Source organism: Haemophilus influenzae, assembly GCF_003494325.1.
GTDB lineage: Bacteria > Pseudomonadota > Gammaproteobacteria > Enterobacterales > Pasteurellaceae > Haemophilus > Haemophilus influenzae_I.
Map to the genome: position 1 here is coordinate 70,868 of NZ_QQIK01000004.1, position 19,915 is coordinate 90,782.

General features: G+C 36.5%; 19 protein-coding genes and 1 tRNA gene. 15 read left to right on the plus strand and 5 right to left on the minus strand.

Annotation, left to right across the window (positions count from 1 at the left end; all coding sequences use genetic code 11):
* The first annotated feature begins 23 nt into the window (after window positions 1-23).
* From msbA to DV356_RS07790, 5 genes are all read left to right on the plus strand, one after another.
* Complete coding sequence (msbA, locus tag DV356_RS07770; protein ID WP_005663238.1) at window positions 24-1,787, plus strand: lipid A ABC transporter ATP-binding protein/permease MsbA; 1,764 nt, start codon at window positions 24-26, stop codon at window positions 1,785-1,787.
* A gap of 72 nt (window positions 1,788-1,859) precedes the next feature.
* On the plus strand, window positions 1,860-2,858 hold the full coding sequence (lpxK, locus tag DV356_RS07775; RefSeq protein ID WP_118806774.1) for a tetraacyldisaccharide 4'-kinase: 999 nt from the start codon (window positions 1,860-1,862) through the stop codon (window positions 2,856-2,858).
* 70 nt (window positions 2,859-2,928) lie between these two features.
* Window positions 2,929-3,693 (plus strand): 3-deoxy-manno-octulosonate cytidylyltransferase, encoded by a 765-nt coding sequence (gene kdsB, locus DV356_RS07780; protein ID WP_118806775.1) that lies wholly within the window; start codon window positions 2,929-2,931, stop codon window positions 3,691-3,693.
* Between the two features lies 1 nt (window position 3,694).
* Window positions 3,695-5,524: an excinuclease ABC subunit UvrC gene (uvrC, locus tag DV356_RS07785; RefSeq protein ID WP_118806776.1), complete on the plus strand. Its 1,830-nt coding sequence runs from the start codon at window positions 3,695-3,697 to the stop codon at window positions 5,522-5,524.
* A 97-nt stretch (window positions 5,525-5,621) separates the two neighbouring features.
* Window positions 5,622-6,335, plus strand: coding sequence for a TerC family protein (locus DV356_RS07790; RefSeq protein ID WP_118806777.1), 714 nt, complete (start codon window positions 5,622-5,624; stop codon window positions 6,333-6,335).
* Between the two features lie 52 nt (window positions 6,336-6,387).
* On the opposite strand, the gene uxuA is transcribed toward DV356_RS07790, so the two are convergent.
* The 3 genes from uxuA to DV356_RS07805 all read right to left on the minus strand — a co-directional run bounded on the left by uxuA (window position 6,388) and on the right by DV356_RS07805 (window position 8,750).
* On the minus strand, window positions 6,388-7,572 hold the full coding sequence (gene uxuA / locus DV356_RS07795; RefSeq protein WP_005667994.1) for a mannonate dehydratase: 1,185 nt from the start codon (window positions 7,570-7,572) through the stop codon (window positions 6,388-6,390).
* A gap of 19 nt (window positions 7,573-7,591) precedes the next feature.
* Entirely contained in the window at window positions 7,592-8,347 is a 756-nt protein-coding gene (locus DV356_RS07800) for an FCD domain-containing protein (RefSeq protein WP_118806778.1), read from the minus strand.
* A 100-nt stretch (window positions 8,348-8,447) separates the two neighbouring features.
* Window positions 8,448-8,750: a transposase gene (locus DV356_RS07805; RefSeq protein ID WP_225732527.1), complete on the minus strand. Its 303-nt coding sequence runs from the start codon at window positions 8,748-8,750 to the stop codon at window positions 8,448-8,450.
* A gap of 324 nt (window positions 8,751-9,074) precedes the next feature.
* Between DV356_RS07805 and DV356_RS07810 the strand changes: the two genes are divergently transcribed.
* The 6 genes from DV356_RS07810 (at window position 9,075) to DV356_RS07835 (ending at window position 16,083) form a co-directional block, all read left to right on the plus strand.
* Entirely contained in the window at window positions 9,075-9,920 is an 846-nt protein-coding gene (locus DV356_RS07810; RefSeq protein WP_112119546.1) for an SDR family oxidoreductase, read from the plus strand.
* 22 nt (window positions 9,921-9,942) lie between these two features.
* On the plus strand, window positions 9,943-10,770 hold the full coding sequence (locus DV356_RS07815; RefSeq protein WP_239495801.1) for an HAD family hydrolase: 828 nt from the start codon (window positions 9,943-9,945) through the stop codon (window positions 10,768-10,770).
* A 10-nt stretch (window positions 10,771-10,780) separates the two neighbouring features.
* The gene (locus DV356_RS07820; protein ID WP_112119544.1) at window positions 10,781-12,541 is read left to right on the plus strand and encodes a glycoside hydrolase family 3 protein; all 1,761 of its coding nucleotides are present in this window, start codon (window positions 10,781-10,783) and stop codon (window positions 12,539-12,541) included.
* An 18-nt stretch (window positions 12,542-12,559) separates the two neighbouring features.
* The gene (locus DV356_RS07825) at window positions 12,560-13,963 is read left to right on the plus strand and encodes an MFS transporter (protein WP_038439608.1); all 1,404 of its coding nucleotides are present in this window, start codon (window positions 12,560-12,562) and stop codon (window positions 13,961-13,963) included.
* A gap of 68 nt (window positions 13,964-14,031) precedes the next feature.
* Window positions 14,032-15,435, plus strand: a complete 1,404-nt coding sequence (gene uxaC, locus DV356_RS07830; protein ID WP_112119543.1) for a glucuronate isomerase — start codon at window positions 14,032-14,034, stop codon at window positions 15,433-15,435.
* Between the two features lie 9 nt (window positions 15,436-15,444).
* A complete protein-coding gene (locus DV356_RS07835) occupies window positions 15,445-16,083 on the plus strand; it encodes a bifunctional 4-hydroxy-2-oxoglutarate aldolase/2-dehydro-3-deoxy-phosphogluconate aldolase (RefSeq protein WP_112119542.1) in 639 nt (212 codons plus the stop codon).
* A gap of 53 nt (window positions 16,084-16,136) precedes the next feature.
* On the opposite strand, the gene DV356_RS07840 is transcribed toward DV356_RS07835, so the two are convergent.
* A complete protein-coding gene (locus tag DV356_RS07840; protein WP_112119541.1) occupies window positions 16,137-16,463 on the minus strand; it encodes a zinc ribbon domain-containing protein YjdM in 327 nt (108 codons plus the stop codon).
* A gap of 103 nt (window positions 16,464-16,566) precedes the next feature.
* On the opposite strand from DV356_RS07840, the gene DV356_RS07845 reads away from it, so the two are divergent.
* Window positions 16,567-17,121, plus strand: coding sequence for a YtfJ family protein (locus DV356_RS07845; RefSeq protein ID WP_118806779.1), 555 nt, complete (start codon window positions 16,567-16,569; stop codon window positions 17,119-17,121).
* 56 nt (window positions 17,122-17,177) lie between these two features.
* On the opposite strand, the gene DV356_RS07850 is transcribed toward DV356_RS07845, so the two are convergent.
* Window positions 17,178-17,267: transfer RNA gene (locus DV356_RS07850), tRNA-Ser, on the minus strand.
* Between the two features lie 180 nt (window positions 17,268-17,447).
* Between DV356_RS07850 and DV356_RS07855 the strand changes: the two genes are divergently transcribed.
* From DV356_RS07855 to DV356_RS07865, 3 genes are read left to right on the plus strand one after another with little or no spacing between them, the layout of a single operon-like run.
* Complete coding sequence (locus DV356_RS07855; RefSeq protein WP_005649826.1) at window positions 17,448-18,110, plus strand: Bax inhibitor-1/YccA family membrane protein; 663 nt, start codon at window positions 17,448-17,450, stop codon at window positions 18,108-18,110.
* A 59-nt stretch (window positions 18,111-18,169) separates the two neighbouring features.
* Window positions 18,170-19,234: a YcjF family protein gene (locus DV356_RS07860; protein WP_118806780.1), complete on the plus strand. Its 1,065-nt coding sequence runs from the start codon at window positions 18,170-18,172 to the stop codon at window positions 19,232-19,234.
* Window positions 19,234-19,908, plus strand: a complete 675-nt coding sequence (locus DV356_RS07865) for a TIGR01621 family pseudouridine synthase (protein WP_116945416.1) — start codon at window positions 19,234-19,236, stop codon at window positions 19,906-19,908. The genes DV356_RS07860 and DV356_RS07865 overlap by 1 nt, the downstream gene beginning before the upstream one ends.
* Window positions 19,909-19,915: the final 7 nt, after the last annotated feature.

Sequence of the window (19,915 nt, forward strand, 5' to 3'; positions counted from 1 at the left end):
ATTTTTACTATTAGATAGCGACTATGCAAGAGCAAAAATTACAAGAAAATGATTTTTCAACCTTACAAACTTTTAAACGTTTGTGGCCAATGATTAAACCTTTTAAAGCGGGGCTTATTGCTTCAGGTATTGCGTTAGTTTTTAATGCATTGGCTGATTCAGGCTTGATTTATTTGTTAAAACCGTTGTTGGACGATGGTTTTGGCAAGGCAAACCATTCATTTTTGAAAATAATGGCTTTTGTTGTTGTGGGAATGATTATTTTACGTGGCGTGACTAACTTTATTTCTAATTATTGCTTGGCGTGGGTATCAGGCAAAGTTGTCATGACAATGCGTCGCCGTTTATTTAAACATTTAATGTTTATGCCAGTGAGTTTCTTTGACAGAAATTCAACGGGGAAATTACTTTCTCGTATCACTTATGATTCTGAGATGATTGCAAGTTCTTCTTCAGGATCTTTGATTACCATTGTGCGAGAAGGAGCATATATTATTTCGCTATTGGCAGTGATGTTTTATACAAGCTGGGAATTAACCCTTGTTTTATTTGTTATCGGACCAATTATTGCAGTGTTGATCACTATCGTTTCAAAAATTTTCCGTAAGTTGAGTAAAAATTTACAAGATTCAATGGGGGAATTGACGGCGACGACGGAGCAAATGCTGAAAGGACATAAAGTCGTGATTTCTTTTGGTGGTCAGTTTGTCGAGGAAGAGCGTTTTAATAAAGTGAGTAACAACATGCGTCGTAAAGGTATGAAAATGGTTACTGCAGATTCCATTTCCGACCCTGTTGTGCAGATTATTGCTTCTTTTGCTTTAGTTGCTGTATTGTTTTTAGCTACCACGCCATTAATTGCGGAAGATAATCTAAGTGCGGGTTCTTTTACGGTAGTTTTTTCATCTATGTTGGCAATGATGCGCCCATTAAAATCCTTAACGAATGTAAACTCTCAATTCCAACGTGGAATGGCAGCATGTCAAACGCTATTTGCCATTTTAGATTTAGAACCAGAAAAAGATAACGGCACTTATAAAGCAGAACCTGCTAAAGGCGAGTTAGAATTTAAAAATGTGAGTTTTGCATATCAGGGAAAAGAGGAACTTGCATTAAATAATATTTCTTTTAGCGTGCCTGCAGGAAAAACCGTTGCTTTAGTGGGACGTTCTGGATCGGGCAAATCAACCATTGCTAATTTAGTGACACGTTTTTATGATATTGAGCAAGGTGAAATTTTACTGGATGGCGTAAATATCCAAGATTATCGTTTATCTAATTTGCGTGAAAACTGCGCTGTGGTTTCTCAACAAGTCCATTTATTTAACGATACCATTGCGAATAATATTGCTTATGCCGCACAGGATAAGTATTCTCGCGAAGAAATTATTGCTGCAGCAAAAGCGGCTTATGCTTTAGAGTTTATCGAAAAATTACCGCAAGGTTTTGATACGGTAATTGGCGAAAATGGTGCGAGCCTATCTGGTGGGCAACGCCAGCGTTTAGCGATTGCTCGTGCTTTATTGCGTAATTCGCCAGTATTAATTTTAGATGAAGCCACATCTGCACTAGATACGGAATCAGAACGCGCCATTCAATCTGCATTAGATGAATTGAAGAAAGATCGTACTGTTATCGTTATCGCCCATCGTTTATCAACCATTGAAAATGCGGATGAAATTCTTGTGATTGATCACGGAGAAATTCGTGAGCGTGGCAACCATAAAGCATTGCTTGAACAAAATGGAGCTTATAAACAGCTATACAGTATGCAGTTTAGTGGCTAATTTATTAATTATCGAAAACGCGAGTTGAAAAACTCGCGTTATTTTATCCGCACTTATTAGAAAGGATTTCCTATGCCCTTCTGGTATTCCAACTCCAAACTTATTTGGCTCTTATCGCCTTTTTCTTTATTGTTTTGGTTGATTAGCCAACTTCGTCGCGCCTTATTTTGTTTGGGGATAAAATCTTCTTATCGTGCACCAAAACCAGTGATAATTGTGGGAAATTTGTCTGTGGGTGGAAATGGCAAAACGCCCGTGGTGGTGTGGCTTGTGGAAGAATTAAAAAAACGAGGTTTGCGCGTAGGTGTGATTTCTCGTGGTTACGGCAGTAAATCTAAAACTTATCCGTTGTTTGTTACTGAAAATACAAATCCAATTGAAGGTGGCGATGAGCCAGTATTGATCGCTAAACGCACCAATGCGCCAGTCGTGATTTCCCCGAATCGCCAGCAAGCGATTGAATTACTCTTAAGCCAAGCAGAGTGCGATATTATTGTTTCTGACGATGGTTTACAGCATTATCAATTACAGCGTGATTTGGAAATTGTCGTAATGGACGCTGAGCGTGCATTGGGAAATGGTTTTGTATTGCCTGCAGGCCCATTGCGAGAATTACCAAGTCGATTAAAATCCGTAGATTTTGTGATCACTAATGGTGGAAAAAATCAGTATTCAGATGCAGTTATGTATCTTGTACCCCATTTCGCGATTAATTTAAAAACCAATGAAAAACGCCAATTAAAGGAATTTCAATCTAGTGTTGCCATTGCAGGGATTGGCAATCCACAGCGTTTTTTTACTATGTTAGAAAAGTTAGGGATTCAATTAGAACGAACTCAAGCATTTCAAGATCATCAACATTTTGAAGCCTCTCAATTAGAAAAACTTGCTGAAAATCAACCGCTCTTTATGACGGAAAAAGATGCCGTAAAATGCCAATCTTTTGCCAACGATAATTGGTGGTATGTTCCTGTAGATGCAGAGATTATTGAGGCTGAAAAACAAGGTGAAAATTTACCGCACTTTTGGGACAAAATAGACAAACTTGTGGCGCAATATAGAAATGGCTGAAAGGATTAATCTCCAGTTGTTTTGATTGCTTGCCGATAAAGCTGAAATATTAAAGAATAAGGAATAAATTATGTCATTTACCGTGATTATCCCTGCTCGTTTTGCATCAAGTCGTTTGCCTGGAAAACCGCTTGCTGATATTGCAGGTAAGCCAATGATTCAACATGTATTTGAGAAAGCACTGCAGTCTGGGGCGAACCGAGTGATTATTGCCACCGATAATGAAAATGTGGCTGATGTTGCTAAAAGTTTTGGCGCAGAAGTGTGCATGACTTCGGTTAATCATAATTCTGGTACAGAACGTTTAGCGGAAGTTGTAGAAAAATTAGCGATTCCTGACAATGAAATCATTGTCAATATTCAAGGCGATGAGCCTTTGATTCCTCCCGTTATCGTGCGACAAGTGGCAGATAATTTAGCAAAATTTAATGTCAATATGGCAAGTCTTGCGGTAAAAATTCATGATGCTGAGGAATTATTTAATCCAAATGCAGTGAAAGTATTAACAGATAAAGACGGCTATGTGCTGTATTTTTCCCGTTCGGTTATTCCTTACGATCGTGATCAGTTTATGAATTTACAGAATGTTCAGAAAGTACAGCTTGCGGACGCTTACTTACGTCATATTGGCATTTACGCATATCGTGCTGGTTTCATAAAACAATACGTGCAATGGGCTCCGACTCAACTTGAAAATCTAGAAAAACTTGAGCAGCTTCGTGTGTTATATAACGGCGAACGCATTCATGTGGAGCTTGCGAAAGAAGTGCCTGCAGTGGGGGTGGATACCGCTGAAGATTTGGAAAAAGTGCGGGCAATTTTAGCGGCGAATTAAAATGTTTGATGCTAAAAAGTTCTTAGCGGATGTCTCTCACGAACCTGGTGTTTATCGTATGTATGACGATAAAGATCAGGTTATTTATGTTGGGAAAGCAAAGGATCTAAAAAAACGTCTTTCAAGCTATTTTCGTAAAAATCTGAGTAGTAAAAAAACAGAGGCGTTGGTGGCATCAATTCATCATATTGACACCATGCTAACTTCATCTGAAACGGAAGCTTTACTGCTAGAGCATAATTTTATCAAGCTTTATCAGCCTCGCTATAACGTATTATTGCGTGATGATAAATCCTATCCATTTATTTTATTAACCAAAGAACGTCATCCAAGAATCACTTCCTATCGTGGGTCTAAAAAATTTGCGGGTGAATATTTCGGGCCTTATCCTCACGCAGGCGCCGTGCGTGAAACCTTATCACTTTTGCAAAAACTTTTCCCTGTTCGACAATGTGAAAATTCCGTTTATTCCAACCGCTCTCGTCCTTGTTTGCAATATCAAATTGGGCGTTGTTCTGCGCCTTGTGTACAGGGATATGTTTCTGATGAAGAATATAACCAGCAAGTTGAATTAGCCCGCTTATTTTTACAAGGCAAAGATCAACTGGTGTTAGATTATTTAATCGGGAAAATGGAGCAGGCAAGCAGAAATTTAGATTTTGAACAGGCGGCTCGTTATCGTGATCAGATTCAGGCGGTGCGTTCGGTTATTGAAAAACAATTTGTATCCAATGAACGTTTAGATGATATGGATATTATGTCCATCGCTTACCAACACGGTTTGGCTTGTGTACAAGTGATGTTCATTCGTCAAGGAAAAGTGCTAGGCAATCGCAGTTACTTCCCAAAAGTCCCTGCCAATACGGATTTATCGGAACTTACCGAAACTTTTGTGGGACAATTTTATTTACAAGGTCATCAAGGGCGAAGTATCCCGAATAGTATTATTGTTGATCGTCAATTAGCTGAAAAATCAGAGCTTGAGCAACTTCTTACGGAGCAAGCAGGCAGAAAAGTGACGATTCAAGAAAGTGTAAAAGGCGATAAGAGTAAATACTTACAGCTCGCACAAGTTAATGCTAAAGCGGCTTTAAATGTACAACTTAAACAATCTTCACGAATGTCAGAGCGTTATCAAGCGTTGTGTGATCTGTTAAATCTCCCTGAAATTAAGCGTATGGAGTGTTTCGATATAAGCCACACGATGGGAAATCAAACGATAGCATCTTGTGTTGTTTTTAATCAAGAAGGCCCACTGAAATCTGATTATCGTCGTTTTAATATTGAAGGCATTACTGGTGGGGATGATTATGCAGCAATGGAACAAGCGTTGCAGAAACGTTATGAGCGTGATTTAGAAGAAGATAAAATTCCTGATATTATTTTTATTGATGGTGGAAAAGGGCAATTAAATCGTGCGCTGAACGTGCTCCAACATCTTCAAGTAAAATGGGATAAAAATAGACCGCACTTAATTGGCGTGGCAAAAGGTGTGGATCGTCGAGCAGGGCAGGAAGTACTGATCATCAGCAAACAAGACCGCGAAATTCATTTGCCTGATGATAGTTTGGCATTGCATTTGATTCAACACATCCGTGATGAAAGTCATAATCACGCAATAAGCGGACACCGTAAAAAACGTCAAAAAGCCTTTACACAAAGTGGTTTAGAAACGATTGAAGGTGTGGGTGCTAAACGTCGTCAGGCTTTACTGAAATATCTTGGCGGTTTACAAGGTGTGAAAAAGGCGACCTTAGATGAAATAGCCTCTGTACCGGGAATTTCCCTTAAACTTGCTGAAACGATTTTTGAAACGCTCAAAAACGATTAATCAATTATCTCTTAAATGTAAATAACGATTGCTTTTCATCATAAAGTCATTATGATCCGAACTTTAGGATCTATTTAACTCTATTATAGGAAAAATTATGTTTGAATGGATTACCGATCCTGAAGCCTGGGTATCACTTGCGACACTTACTGCTTTGGAGATCATTTTAGGAGTCGATAATATTATTTTTATTAGTATCCTAGTTGGGCGTTTACCTGAAAGCCAACGCCAGTCTGGTCGTATTATTGGACTTGGTTTAGCAATGCTGACAAGAATTTTACTTTTAATGTCACTTGCTTGGATTATGAAACTTACTGCACCGTTATTTACTGTGTTTAATCAAGAAATTTCTGGGCGTGATTTGATTTTATTAATCGGTGGTTTATTCCTGATTATAAAAAGTTCTGGCGAAATTAAAGAGGCGATAAATCATCAAGAACACCATGAATCTGAAAGCAAAAACAAAGTGAGTTATCTTGGCGTATTAATTCAAATTGCTGTGCTAGATATTGTATTTTCTTTAGATTCTGTCATTACAGCGGTGGGTATGGCAAGCCACCTTCCTGTGATGATTTTGGCGATTATGATTGCCGTGGGGGTGATGATGTTTGCAGCAAAACCAATCGGCGATTTTGTGGATACACACCCAACGTTGAAAATTCTAGCTTTAGCTTTCTTAGTTTTAGTCGGAATTAGTTTAATTGCAGAAAGTTTGGATATTCACATCCCGAAAGGTTACATCTATTTTGCAATGGGATTCTCTGTTGTGGTCGAGATGATCAATATTCGAATGAGAAGATTGATGAAATAAATTAGAAGTGCGGTCGATAAAAATAATGTTTTTTATGACCGCACTTTTTCTTTTACTTATTGAAATACACTTTTTTTAGTGCCATCTCTAAACCGCGAAATTCAGCTAGACCTTTTAACCGACCAATGGCAGAGTAGCCAGGATTGGTTTTTTTACGTAAGTCATCCAACATTTGATGTCCATGATCTGGGCGCATTGGGATTAAACGAGTTTCTCCTAGATTTAATCGACGATATTCTTCATTTAATAAAGCTTTTACTACATTAAACATATCTACGTCTCCCTCTAGATGAGCTGCCTCATGGAAGGTTAGTGGATTACCTTCACGTTGAGTAGAACGTAAATGAGCGAAGTAAATACGATCAGCGAATTGTTCAGTCATTTTTACCAGATCATTATCGGAACGTACGCCATAAGAACCCGTACACATTGTAAAACCATTTGCTGGTAATGGTTGAGTTTCTACAAACCACTGCATATCTTCAATAGTTGAAACTATGCGTGGTAAGCCTAAGATTGGGCGTGGAGGATCGTCTGGATGAATCGCCATTTTGATTCCTACTTCTTGGGCAACAGGTACGATCTCATTTAAAAAATAAGCCAAATGCGTACGGAATTTTTCGGATGAAATATCTTTATAGCGATCTAATTGAGTTTGAAATTCATCAAGAGTGTAACCTTCTTCTGCACCGGGTAAGCCCGCAATAATATTACGCGTTAATTGCACTATATCTTGCTCTGACATATTGTCATAATAGGTTCTTGCTGCAACTTGTTCTTCTTGATTATAGGTTTTTTCTGCATCAGGACGTTTTAAAATATGAAGTTCAAATGCGGCAAAAGCGATATGATCAAAGCGCAATGCTTTAGAACCATCTGGTAATTCATAAGCAAGATCGGTTCGAGTCCAGTCTAAAACTGGCATAAAATTGTAGCAAACAGTGTCAATTCCACATTGAGCAAGATTGCGAAGAGTTTGTTTGTAGTTATTAATCCATTTTTGATAATTTCCAGTCTGAGTTTTGATCTCTTCATGAACTGGTACACTTTCCACTACTGACCAGCTTAAACCAGCATTTTCTATTTCAGTTTTGCGTTTTTTAATTTCTTCGATACTCCATATTTCACCGTTAGGAATATGGTGAAGTGCAGTGACTATACCAGTTGCGCCTGCTTGACGAATATCAGATAAAGAAACAGGATCTTTTGGTCCATACCAACGCCATGCTTGTTCCATTTTTAACTCCTATAGTTTTCTAACGATCAACAACAATTGGGCTCATATTAAATAGATAACCATCAAAATTAGGATCATCTACATCAGATAATTCAAAAAGTTTTTGCTTAACATTTTCTAAATGTTGCCACATTGCTTTTTTTGCCATTACAGGATCTTTTCTCTGCAGGGCTGTAATAATATTTTCATGATCTTGTAACCAAAGGTGACGATAACTTTGATTTGGAATATGAAGATGTAAACCTTTCCACATTTGACTATTGGTACGAAGATCCCATAATGCTTTTTGCATCTGTAAGATAACTTCATTTTGAGTTATTTCTGCTATAGTGCGATGAAAATCTTCATCTGCCACATAATCTTCATCACCTTGTTCAAGAGTATTTCGCTCTCTTGCTAGAATGTCTTTTAATTTAGTAATATCTGCTCTTGTCACTTGTAATGCAGCAAATTCAGCCATACTACTTTCTAATAATTGGCGAGCTTGTAAAAGTTCAAAAGGACCTACATCAACCTTATCTAAAAATTCATCATTACTTGCAGTGCGTTGTGGCAATGCAATCACATACACTCCAGAACCTTTGCGTACTTCAACAAGGTTTTCTAATTCAAGCATAATGATCGCTTCTCTAATTACGGTTCGACTCACATTGAAATAATTAGCTAAATCACGTTCTGCCGGCAATTTATCGCCTATTTGATATTGGTGATTTTCAAGTTGTTCTTTTAATTCATTTCCTATTTTTTTATAGGAGCGTAAGTCACTGAGCATCATTTCTTAATCCTATCTTTGTATTTTGGTTTACCAATTATACGTTAAATGCAATATGTAAAAAACATTTATCAATATTATTATTTTGGGTTGTACTAGATAACTATAGTGATGCATACTTAACATTTTGTTTTAAAATGAAAATTTTGGATTCAATGTTACTGTAATTAAAACGCCATTCGCATTCCTTCAAATACAGTTCAAAATGCACATTTGGGAATGTCGTTAAACTTGTGTAAATGGCGTTTTGCTTGGTTCCCCAAATGTTAATGTGGTTATGATTTTCAGCAAAATGTATTCTGTGATTGATACGAAAATGGCTAAATTCACTCACATTAAGTACATCATAACTACGATAAGTATCAGTGTAAACCATGCTATCAAGCCTTACTTGCTCTCGAATAATCGGAAGTTGTGTTGTCGATTAAGTATTGGCAGTGGTATGAACCTTGCCATTACGTTTAAGAAACCCGAATACAGCCACTTTGCTGGCCTTACCACGATCACGTTTGTGTGTGCCACCGAAGTTACTTTCATCTACTTCAATTAGACATGATTTACATTAATACTTATCAGGTAAACCAATTCTCGCTTTTCTAGAAGAATATGCAAGATTGTTTTCTTAAAAATGTGATGTATGTCACAAAATTGAAATAAATTGGTTTACCAATTTATTTTGATTGTGTACCATTTGGTCAGTGGTTAATCATTTATGGAAGAGGGAATTATTATGTCAATTGCTAGAAAACATGATCTTAAAAATAAACTCATCGTTATTACTGGTGCAGGTGGAGTTTTATGTGCCTTTTTAGCTAAGCAGTTGGTTCATACACAAGCTAACATCGCTTTATTAGATATTAACTTTGATGCGGCTAATGCTGTTGCTGATGAAATTAACCAACAAGGCGGGAAAGCAAAAGCATATAAAACGGATGTATTGGATATTGATAGTCTAAAAGTAGTTCGGGAACAAATTATGCTGGATTTTGGTACTTGCGACATTTTAATTAATGGTGCGGGAGGTAATAATCCGAAAGCGACTACAGATAACGAATATCATCAACTTAATCTTAACGAAAATACCAAAACATTTTTTAATTTAGATAAATCAAGCATCGAGTTTGTGTTTAATTTGAACTACTTAGGAACACTTTTACCTACTCAAGTTTTTGCTCAAGATATGATTGGTAAACAAGGTGCAAACATTCTAAATGTGTCTAGTATGAATGCCTTTACTCCATTGACAAAGATTCCTGCGTATTCTGGTGCGAAAGCCGCTATTAGTAACTTTACCCAATGGCTGACAGTGTATTTTTCAAAAGTGGGCATTCGTTGCAATGCTATTGCTCCAGGTTTTTTAGTGAGCAACCAAAATCAAGCATTACTTTTTGATGAACAAGGAAAACCAACACCGCGAGCAAATAAAATTTTAACCAATACTCCAATGGGACGTTTTGGTGAACCAGATGAACTTGTTGGTGGTGTGCTGTTTTTAATTGATGAAGCTTACGCAAGCTTTGTAAATGGAGTGGTATTGCCAATTGATGGTGGTTTTTCTGCTTATAGTGGTGTTTAGTGACAGTGAATTAGGTGAAAAAATGCAAAATTTCAGTAAGCAAAAAGAGGTTATTGTTTGCGTAGATTCTGATGGATGTGCAATGGATACAATGAATCTTAAACACGAAAAATGTTTTGGACCTTGTGCGGTAGATACCTTTCATATTGGAGATAGAGAGCGTTTTCTTTCTTTATGGAACAAAATTAATTTATTTTCTGAAACACGAGGTTGTAATCGTTTTAAAGGCTTAGTGTTATCTCTCGAAGAGTATGGATATCAAGGCGACATTTCTATATTTAAATCATGGGTGAGTCGCACTAAAGAGCTTTCTAATCGATCCTTGAAACAAGAGATTGAGATTTCACCATCAGAGGATCTAACTCTTGCGTTACGATGGTCGGAACAAGTTAATCAAAGTATTATTACGCTCAAAGAAGAATTTAAAACGTTTCCTAATGTGCAGCAAAATCTGGCATTTATTAAAAGATTTGCGGATGTTGCCGTAGTGAGTGCAGCTAATAATGAAGCCATTATTGATGAGTGGGGAAAATACCATTTATTAGAGAGCGTTAATATTATTTTTGGACAGGATCAAGGTAGTAAAGCAGATAGCCTAAACGAGCTGAAAAAATATGGCTATCTGCCAAAAAATATCTTGATGGTGGGCGATTCACCTGGTGATTTATTTTCAGCAATGGCAAATAATGTATGTTTTTTCCCTATTTTATGTGGCTTCGAAAGTCAGTCTTGGCAGCAATTAATTTTAGAGGCGTTAGGAAAATTAGTTTATGGTCAATTTGATACGGGATACCAGCAGACATTGATTGAACAGTTCCACCATAATTTGAATACACAATCAAATAATTAAGGAGACAAATATGGCTGTTGATTTAAGTAAAAAACCATTTTATCTCGATGCTGAACAAATTGCTTGGGTAGAAAATACGATTGCAAATATGAGTTTAGAAGAAAAAATTGGGCAATTATTTGTCAATATGGGTTCAAGTCGTTCAGAAGAATATTTAACTAATATGGTTAATAAATATCATATTGGAGCAGTGCGTTATAACCCAGCTAAGGCTGAAGAGGTTTATGAACAAAATCATATTTTGCAAACGAAGAGTAAAATTCCGCTTTTGATTGCAGCAAATACTGAAGCGGGCGGAAATGGTGCTTGTACAGATGGCACGGAAATTGGTCTTCAAATAAAAATTGCTGCGACTCAAGATGCTCATTATGCCTATGAAATGGGCAGAGTAGCGGGGATTGAGGCTTCGGCTATTGGTTGTAATTGGAGTTTTGCCCCAATTGTGGACATTAATTATAACTGGCGCAATCCTATTATTTCTAACCGCTCGTTTAGTTCTGATCCTGATACCGTATTGGAAATGGCGCTTGCTTATATGAAAGGCATTCAAGAAAGTGGTATTCAACCTGCCGCTAAACATTTCCCAGGAGATGGTGTTGATGAGCGAGACCAGCATCTTTCCTTTAGCATTAATGACTTTTCATGTGAAAAATGGGATGAAACATTCGGTAAAGTTTATCAAGGGTTAATTGATGCAGGGTTGCCTTCTATAATGGCGGGGCATATTCATCTACCAAGTTATGAGAAATATTTTTCTCCAGAATTGAGTGATGAAGAGTGCTTGCCTGCTACACTTTCTAAACCGCTTTTAACAGATTTATTGCGTGGAAAATTAGGGTTTAATGGTGTAATTGTTACTGATGCAAGCCATATGGTTGCAATGACATCAAGCATGAAACGTAGTGAACTTGTTCCTCAAGCTATTGCTGCTGGTTGTGATTTATTCTTATTCTTCAATGATCCAGATGAAGATTTTGCTTATATGATGGATGGATACCGCAATGGTGTCATTACTGAAACACGTTTATATGATGCTCTTTGCAGAATATTAGGTTTTAAAGCGAAACTTAATTTGCATAAGACACCAAAAGAACAAATTCTACCTCCAAAAGAAGCTGCTATGGCAAAAATTGGACTGCCAGAAAATAAAGCGATTTTCCGTCAAGTTGCTGATAAAGCGATTACGCTTGTTAAAAATAAACAAGCAATTTTCCCGATTTCGCCTGAAAAACACCCTCGAGTGTTATTAGTGAATATTAAAGGGGTTGAGGGAGGCTTTGGAAAAATGGTCGCAGGAAGCTCAAAAAGTGCCATTGAAATTTTACAAGAGCAATTGACTAAAAAAGGTTTTTCCGTCTCAATTTATCAGTCTCCGATGGATAATATTCTAGCTCTTCCGGATGAAGAACAAGTACAAGCGATTCGCAACGAATACTCCCAAAAACGTCCAATCTCTGATTTAGTTGGTCAATATGATTTGATTATTAATGTAGCAAATGTACATATGAGTACCGTACAGCGCATCGTGTGGCAAGCAACTAAAGGCACGCCGGATATACCTTTCTATGTGCATGAAATTCCAACGATTTTTGTTTCTGTGCAATGTCCATTCCATTTGGCAGATGTTCCTCAAGTTAAAACTTACATTAATGCCTATGATGGAAAACAAGACACGATGGAAATGTTAGTAGAAAAATTAATGGGCTATTCTGATTTTAAAGGCGTAAGCCCGGTTGATGCATATTGTGGGTTTAAAGATACTTATATTTAACCATACAAGGATAAATTTATGAACACATTAGAATCAAGACCTTTTGGTCTCAAAGATAAAATTGCCTATATGACAGGTGACATCGCAAATGATATGAGCTTTATGATGTCAGCTTTTTTTCTTATGCTATTTTATACCAATGTATTAGAAATTCCGGGGTATGTTGTTGGGTTACTCTTCTTAATATCACGTGTATTAGATGCTTTTACTGATATGGGAATGGGACGTTTAGTTGATACTATGAAGCCTTTTAAAGAAGGGCGCTTTAAAGGAATAATTAGACGTGCTGCACCATTTGTCTGTTTATCTGGTTTCTTGCTATTTCTTTATGTTGTAAAAGATTGGTCATATCCAGCCAAATTAGCTTATGTGAGCATTACTTATATTATCTGGGGGAGTTTCTGTTACACTGCGGTTAATATTCCTTATGGCTCAATGGCAAGCGTTATCAGTAGTTGTCCTGAAGATCGTGCTTCTCTATCTGTATTCCGTTCGATTGGTGCCAATATTGCGCTATTAACAATTTCTTTTATTGTTCCGTTATTGATTTATAAAAATGTGGATGGTAAACAAATTATTATTCCAGAGATGTTTACTATTATTATGGGTGTTTTAATGCTCATCGCATTTTATTTGTATCAATTCTGCTGGAGAAATTCAGTTGAGCGCATTCAATTGCCAGAAAAAGTAGGGCGCAGACATAATAGAAATGAGTGTTTTGGAGATGTCAAAGCTATTTTTGTTAGTCTTTTTTCAAATAAACCATTACAAATTTTTATTTTAATTGCCATCATTTTACTATTAGCTAATTTACTTATCGGTGCAATGAATCCATACCTTTATATTGATTACTTTAATAGTAAATTTGCATTATCTATTGGTGGAACATTACCTGTCATTGCTTCTTTCTGTGTTGCACCGTTTGCACAAACCTTGGTGAAAAAATTTGGTAAAAAAGAATCAGCATCGATTGCTTTATTGCTCACTGGAATTGGATATTTTATTCTATTCGGAGTTAAAACAACCGATGTATGGTTATATATGGCGATTGCTTTCATTTCTTTATTGGGACTCAATTATTTTATGGTGATTATTTGGGCGTTTATTACTGATATTATTGATTACCAATTCCTGAAAACACATCGCCGTGAAGATGGTACTATTTATGCGGTATATTCTTTTGCACGTAAAATTGGACAAGCACTTGCAGGCGGATTAGGTGGTGTTGCATTAAGTTTGGTAGGTTATATGCCTAATGTGCCAAGTCAATCAAGTGAAACTCTGAATTCAATTTATAATGTTGCAACGTTGGTTCCTGCAATCTCTTGCATTGCAATTTTTGTTATTTTAACTTTCTGGTATCCACTTTCAAAAGAAGTTGTCGATAATAATTCTCGTGAATTGGAGAAAATAAATAAATAATAATCTATCCCCTCTTTTAGAGGGGGATCTCCTTCTTCTTATTTACAGAATCATTCAAAGGTAACATTATGAAATCATTTATGGATGAAAATTTCCTTCTTTCAACGAATACTGCAAAAACGCTTTATCACGATTATGCCAAAAATAAACCTATTTTTGATTATCACTGTCATTTAAATCCAAGAGAAGTGGCAGAAAATCGTCAATTTAATGATTTAGCTGAAATTTGGCTAGAGGGTGATCACTACAAATGGCGAGCTTTGCGTACAGCTGGAGTACCAGAAGAATTGATTACAGGGAAGGTTACTAACTATCAAAAATATTTGGCTTGGGCGAAAACAGTCCCCCTTTGTATTGGTAATCCAATTTATCACTGGACACATTTAGAATTACGCCGTCCTTTTGGTATAACCAATATGTTATTTAATCCGCAAAATGCAGATAAAATTTGGCATCAATGTAATGAAATGTTGCAACAACCTGAATTTTCTGCGCGAGGCATTATGCAGAAAATGAACGTGAAATTAGTGGGGACAACAGATGATCCCATTGATTCTTTGCAATATCATCAAGCAATCAAGAATGATGAAAGTTTTGATATTGATGTTGTACCAAGTTGGCGACCTGATAAAGTATTCAAAATTGAGTTGCCACAATTTAATGACTACCTTGTACAGTTAAGTGAAATTGCAGATGTAGATATTTATACGTTTGCAGATTTAAAAAAAGCGTTGTTAAAACGTCTCGAATATTTTGATGCTCAAGGTTGTAAATCTGCTGATCATGGTATGGAAATTGTTCGTTTTGCTCTAATCCCGGACGAATCAGTATTAGATGATATTCTTCAAAAACGTTTGCAAAATCAACCTCTATTAGAAGAAGAGATTGCGCAATTTAGCACAGCAATTCTGGTATGGCTTGCTTCGGAATATTGTAAACGCCAATGGGTGATGCAAATGCATATTGGTGCAATACGTAACAATAATAGTCGAATGTTTGCTTTACTCGGTGCAGATAGTGGCTTTGATTCCATTGGTGATCGAGCTTATGCATATCCCCTCTCTCGTTTGTTAGATGCAATGGATAAGGAAAATCAACTGCCTAAAACTATTTTATATTGCTTAAATCCTCGAGATAATGAAATGATCGCTAGTATGATCGGAAACTTTCAAGGCGATGGTATTGCAGGGAAAATACAGTTTGGTTCTGGATGGTGGTTTAACGATCAAAAAGACGGAATGGAACGTCAGTTACAACAGCTTTCTCAATTAGGGTTACTCAGTCAATTTGTTGGAATGCTAACTGATTCACGTAGTTTTTTATCTTACACTCGCCATGAGTATTTCCGCCGTATTTTATGTGAAATGATTGGTGGATGGGTTGAAAAAGGTGAAGCGCCAAATGACATTTCATTACTGGGTAAAATGATTGAAGATATTTGTTTCAACAATGCAAAAAATTATTTTAAATAGGGGAAAATTATGTTATACACAACTCAACAAATTATTGAAAAACTTCGTGAACTCAAAATTGTGCCTGTAATTGCGTTGGATAATGCAGACGATATTTTGCCGCTAGCAGATACGTTGGCTAAAAATGGTTTACCTGTGGCAGAGATTACTTTTCGCTCTGAAGCAGCGGCAGATGCGATCCGTTTGTTGCGTGCAAATAGACCTGACTTTTTAATTGCTGCCGGTACAGTTTTAACAGCTGAACAAGTGATGCTAGCAAGAAATAGTGGGGCGGATTTTGTGGTAACACCAGGATTTAATCCAAAAATTGTGAAATTATGTCAAGATTTAAATTTTCCAATAACGCCAGGGGTGAATAATCCTATGGCAATTGAAACTGCATTAGAAATGGGAATTTCGGCGGTAAAATTTTTCCCTGCAGAGGCTTCAGGCGGAGTGAAAATGATTAAAGCATTGCTCGGTCCTTATGCTCAATTACAGATAATGCCGACTGGTGGTATAGGGCTTCATAACATAAGGGATTATCTTGCTATTCCTAATATTGTTGCTTGTGGAGGCTCTTGGTTTGTGGAGAAAAAATTGATTCAATCCAAAAATTGGGATGAAATTGGACGATTAGTCAGAGAAGTGATTGATCTTATTAAATAAATTTATTTCTTTAAAGTGCAAAGTGCGGTCTATTTAGACTGCATTTTTTTCAATTAAGCTTTTTTCAAAAACTCAGATTTCAACATGATTTTGCCGCAATCGACATTATGATCGCCATTTACTAAGCGGATGTTTTTGAATTTTGTACCTTTTTTCAATACTTCTGATGAACCTTTTAATTTTAAATCTTTAATCAAAAGTACATCGTCGCCATCTGCAAGCAAATTCCCATTGCTGTCTTTTACGATTAATTGATCGTCATCTGATTCTTGAATTTCATTATTATCCCATTCATTACCGCAATCAGGGCAAACAAAATTAATTGAATCGTGGTAAACGTATTCACTTTGACATTTAGGGCAATTAGGTATTTGATCCATTGGGTTTTCCTTCTTGATTACATATAATAGGCGTACGAGTATAGCAAAAAAGATGTCTTTCGCCAAAGCGTGAAAGTTTTTGATAAATTTTTGAGGAAAATGTATGAAAAAACAAATTCTTGCCTTAGTTTGTGGCGTAATGTTTAGTAGTTCGACTTGGGCGCACAATTTGCAATTAGAGCAATCTTTACCAGCAGTGCAAGTAACGGAGTATGGTGAAATTGTGCTTTCTGGAAAAGATACTGTGTTTCAACCTTGGGGTTCTGCGGAATTAGCGGGCAAAGTGCGTGTTGTTCATCATTTAGCGGGTAGAACGGCTGCAAAAGAGAAAAATCAGTCGATGATTGATGCGATAAAAGCATCCCATTTTAATCCTGTAAAATACCAAACAACCACTATTATTAATGCGGATGATGCGATTGTTGGTACAGGTATGTTTGTAAAAAATGGTGCGCAAAAAGGCAAACAGGAAAATCCACATAGCCAAGTTGTGTTAGATGATAAAAGTGCGGTAAAAAATGCTTGGGGATTAAATTCTAAAGATAGTGCAATTATCGTATTAGACAAAACGGGAAAAGTAAAATTTGTGAAAGAAGGAAAATTGTCTGATAGCGATATTCAGACTGTTATTTCACTAGTGAATGGATTGACCAAATAACGTAATACAAAGTAAAAATCCCTAAGTCGTGTGACTTAGGGATTTCTTAATTCTGATGGCGGAGGAATAGGGATTCGAACCCTAGGAGGGCGTAAACCCTCGCCGGTTTTCAAGACCGGTGCCTTCAACCACTCGACCATTCCTCCGTGATTAATGCGCGTAGTATAATGAATATTTTATTGATGTAAATAGAAATTTGATGATTTAACTTTAGATGATGATAATTTATTCATTTTGATGAAATTAATTCCATTAATACCATTGACTTTTTTATCCCTAACCCTTACTTTACAGAAGACTTTTTATTTATTTTACAAGGAGCTTTTATGCAATCACGTCTTATTGTGGATGCTCAAAAAGAATCGTTACTCAGCACACATAAAGTGTTGCGTAACACATATTTTTTACTGGGATTAACAATGGCTTTTTCAGCGGTTGTTGCGTTTATTTCAATGAGCTTAAACTTGCCTTATCCAAATATTATTGTGTTACTAGTGGGTTTTTATGGCTTACTTTTCTTAACCAATAAATTAGCTGATCGCCCTGCTGGTATTTTGGCTGCCTTTGCTTTCACTGGATTTATGGGATACACCATCGGGCCAATTTTAAATATGTATGTGGCACGTGGAATGGAAGATTTGATTATGCTTGCATTCGCAGGAACTGCTATCGTATTTTTTGCGTGTTCCGCTTATGTATTGACTACGAAAAAAGATATGTCATTTTTATCAAGCGCAATGTTCGCATTATTTATTGTGTTATTGCTTGGTATGGTGGCGAGTTTCTTCTTCCAAATTCCTGCTTTATCGGTCGCAATTAGTGCATTATTTGTAGTGTTCTCAACAATGACCATTTTGTATGAAACCAGTAATATTATTCACGGTGGAGAAACAAATTACATTCGCGCAACCGTGAACATCTATGTTTCAATCTACAATTTATTCTTGAGTTTATTAAGATTACTTTCTATCTTTTCAAGTGATGAATAATGATTGAATTTTGACTTTATGACCCCACTATTTAGTGGGGTTATTTTTTGGAATAGATAATGGAAAAACAAATTTTTGAACATTCAGTTAATGTAGAGGAAGAACACTATCAGCCCAAGCAAGAATTCCATAATATGGAAGCAAAGCTAGATGAAGCGTTGGACGGAGAGTTACTTGATGCTCAACTTGGACAAGCATTGAAACCAAAATCCAGTTTTAGAAAAACTTTATTAAAATTTACCGCACTTTTATTTGGCTTGGCGACGGTTGCGCAATCCGTGCAGTGGATTTGGGATAGCTATCAACAACATCAATGGATTTATCTTGCTTTTGCTTTAGTCAGTTTGATTATCATTTTATTGGGTATTAAAGAGATTATTTGTGAGTGGCGACGTTTAGTTCGTTTAAAAAAACGTGAGCAATTGCAACAACAAAGTCAGCAGATTTGGTTAGAAAGTGCGGTAAAAAATGGCGATGTTTTTTCCGTTCATAACGCAGAAAAAAGTAAAATTCTTTGCTTAGATATTGCAAAATCTTTAGGTTTGGAAAATGATTCTCCAGCGGTAATTCAATGGCAACACCAATTAAATGAAGCTTATTCGGCGCAAGAAATTGCTCATTTATTCAGTCGTCATGTTTTGTCTTCTTTTGATGCACAAGCTAAAAAATTGATTAGTAAAATGGCAGCTGAATCAGCTGTGATTGTTGCGATTAGTCCACTTGCTGTAGTGGATATGTTTTTTATCGCGTGGCGCAATCTTCGATTAATGAATAAGATTGCTGAAATTTATGGGATTGAATTAGGGTATTTTTCACGTATTAGATTGTTAAGAATGGTATTGGTCAATATCGCTTTTGCTGGAGCAACCGAAGTGGCACAAGATATTGGAATGGATTGGCTTTCTCAAGATGTGACCGCAAAATTATCTACACGTATTGCTCAAGGAATTGGTGTGGGATTACTCACTGCTAGATTAGGCGTGAAAGCAATGGAACTTTGTCGTCCGTTAGCATTTCAATTAAACGAAAAACCAAAACTGTCACATATTCAACAGGAATTACTTAGTTCGGTAAAAGATATTGTTCTCGGTAAAAATAAAATTTACAAAAAGGAGCAAATCTGATGGAAATCGAGGTTGTTTATCAACATAGCGATTTTATTATTATCAACAAGTCTGAGGGGATTGGCGTTCATAAAGATCAAGAAGAACAAGGCTTAACAGAACTTGTTGCAAAACAACTGAATGTGCCTCAAGTATGGTTAGTTCATCGCTTGGATAAAGTGACTTCGGGGCTATTAATTTTGGCACTGAATGCTGAAAGTGCGGCTGAATTTTCTCGACTTTTTTCTGAACATAAAATTCATAAAACGTATTTGGCATTAAGTAACCAAAAGCCTAAAAAGAAACAAGGATTGATCGTCGGGGATATGAAGAAAGCCCGAGACGGTGCATGGAAACTTTGTCAAACTAAAGAAAATCCAGCGATTACGCGTTTTGAAAGTGTAAATTGTGAACCTAATTTACGTTTATTTATTTTAAAACCTCAAACGGGTAAAACACATCAATTACGTGTTGCCATGAAAAGTTTAGGTAGCCCGATTTTAGGCGATGGGCTTTATGGTAAAAATACTGAAAAAATTGACCGCACTTATTTGCATTCGGTTCAATTGGAATTTGATTATTTGAATGATTTTATTTCGGTCACTTGTTTTCCTATTCAAGGTCAATTTTGGCTTAAGCCTACAGTATTTGAGCAAATTCAGGTTTATCTGACAAAGCCGTTTTTATCAAAATAGAAATCTC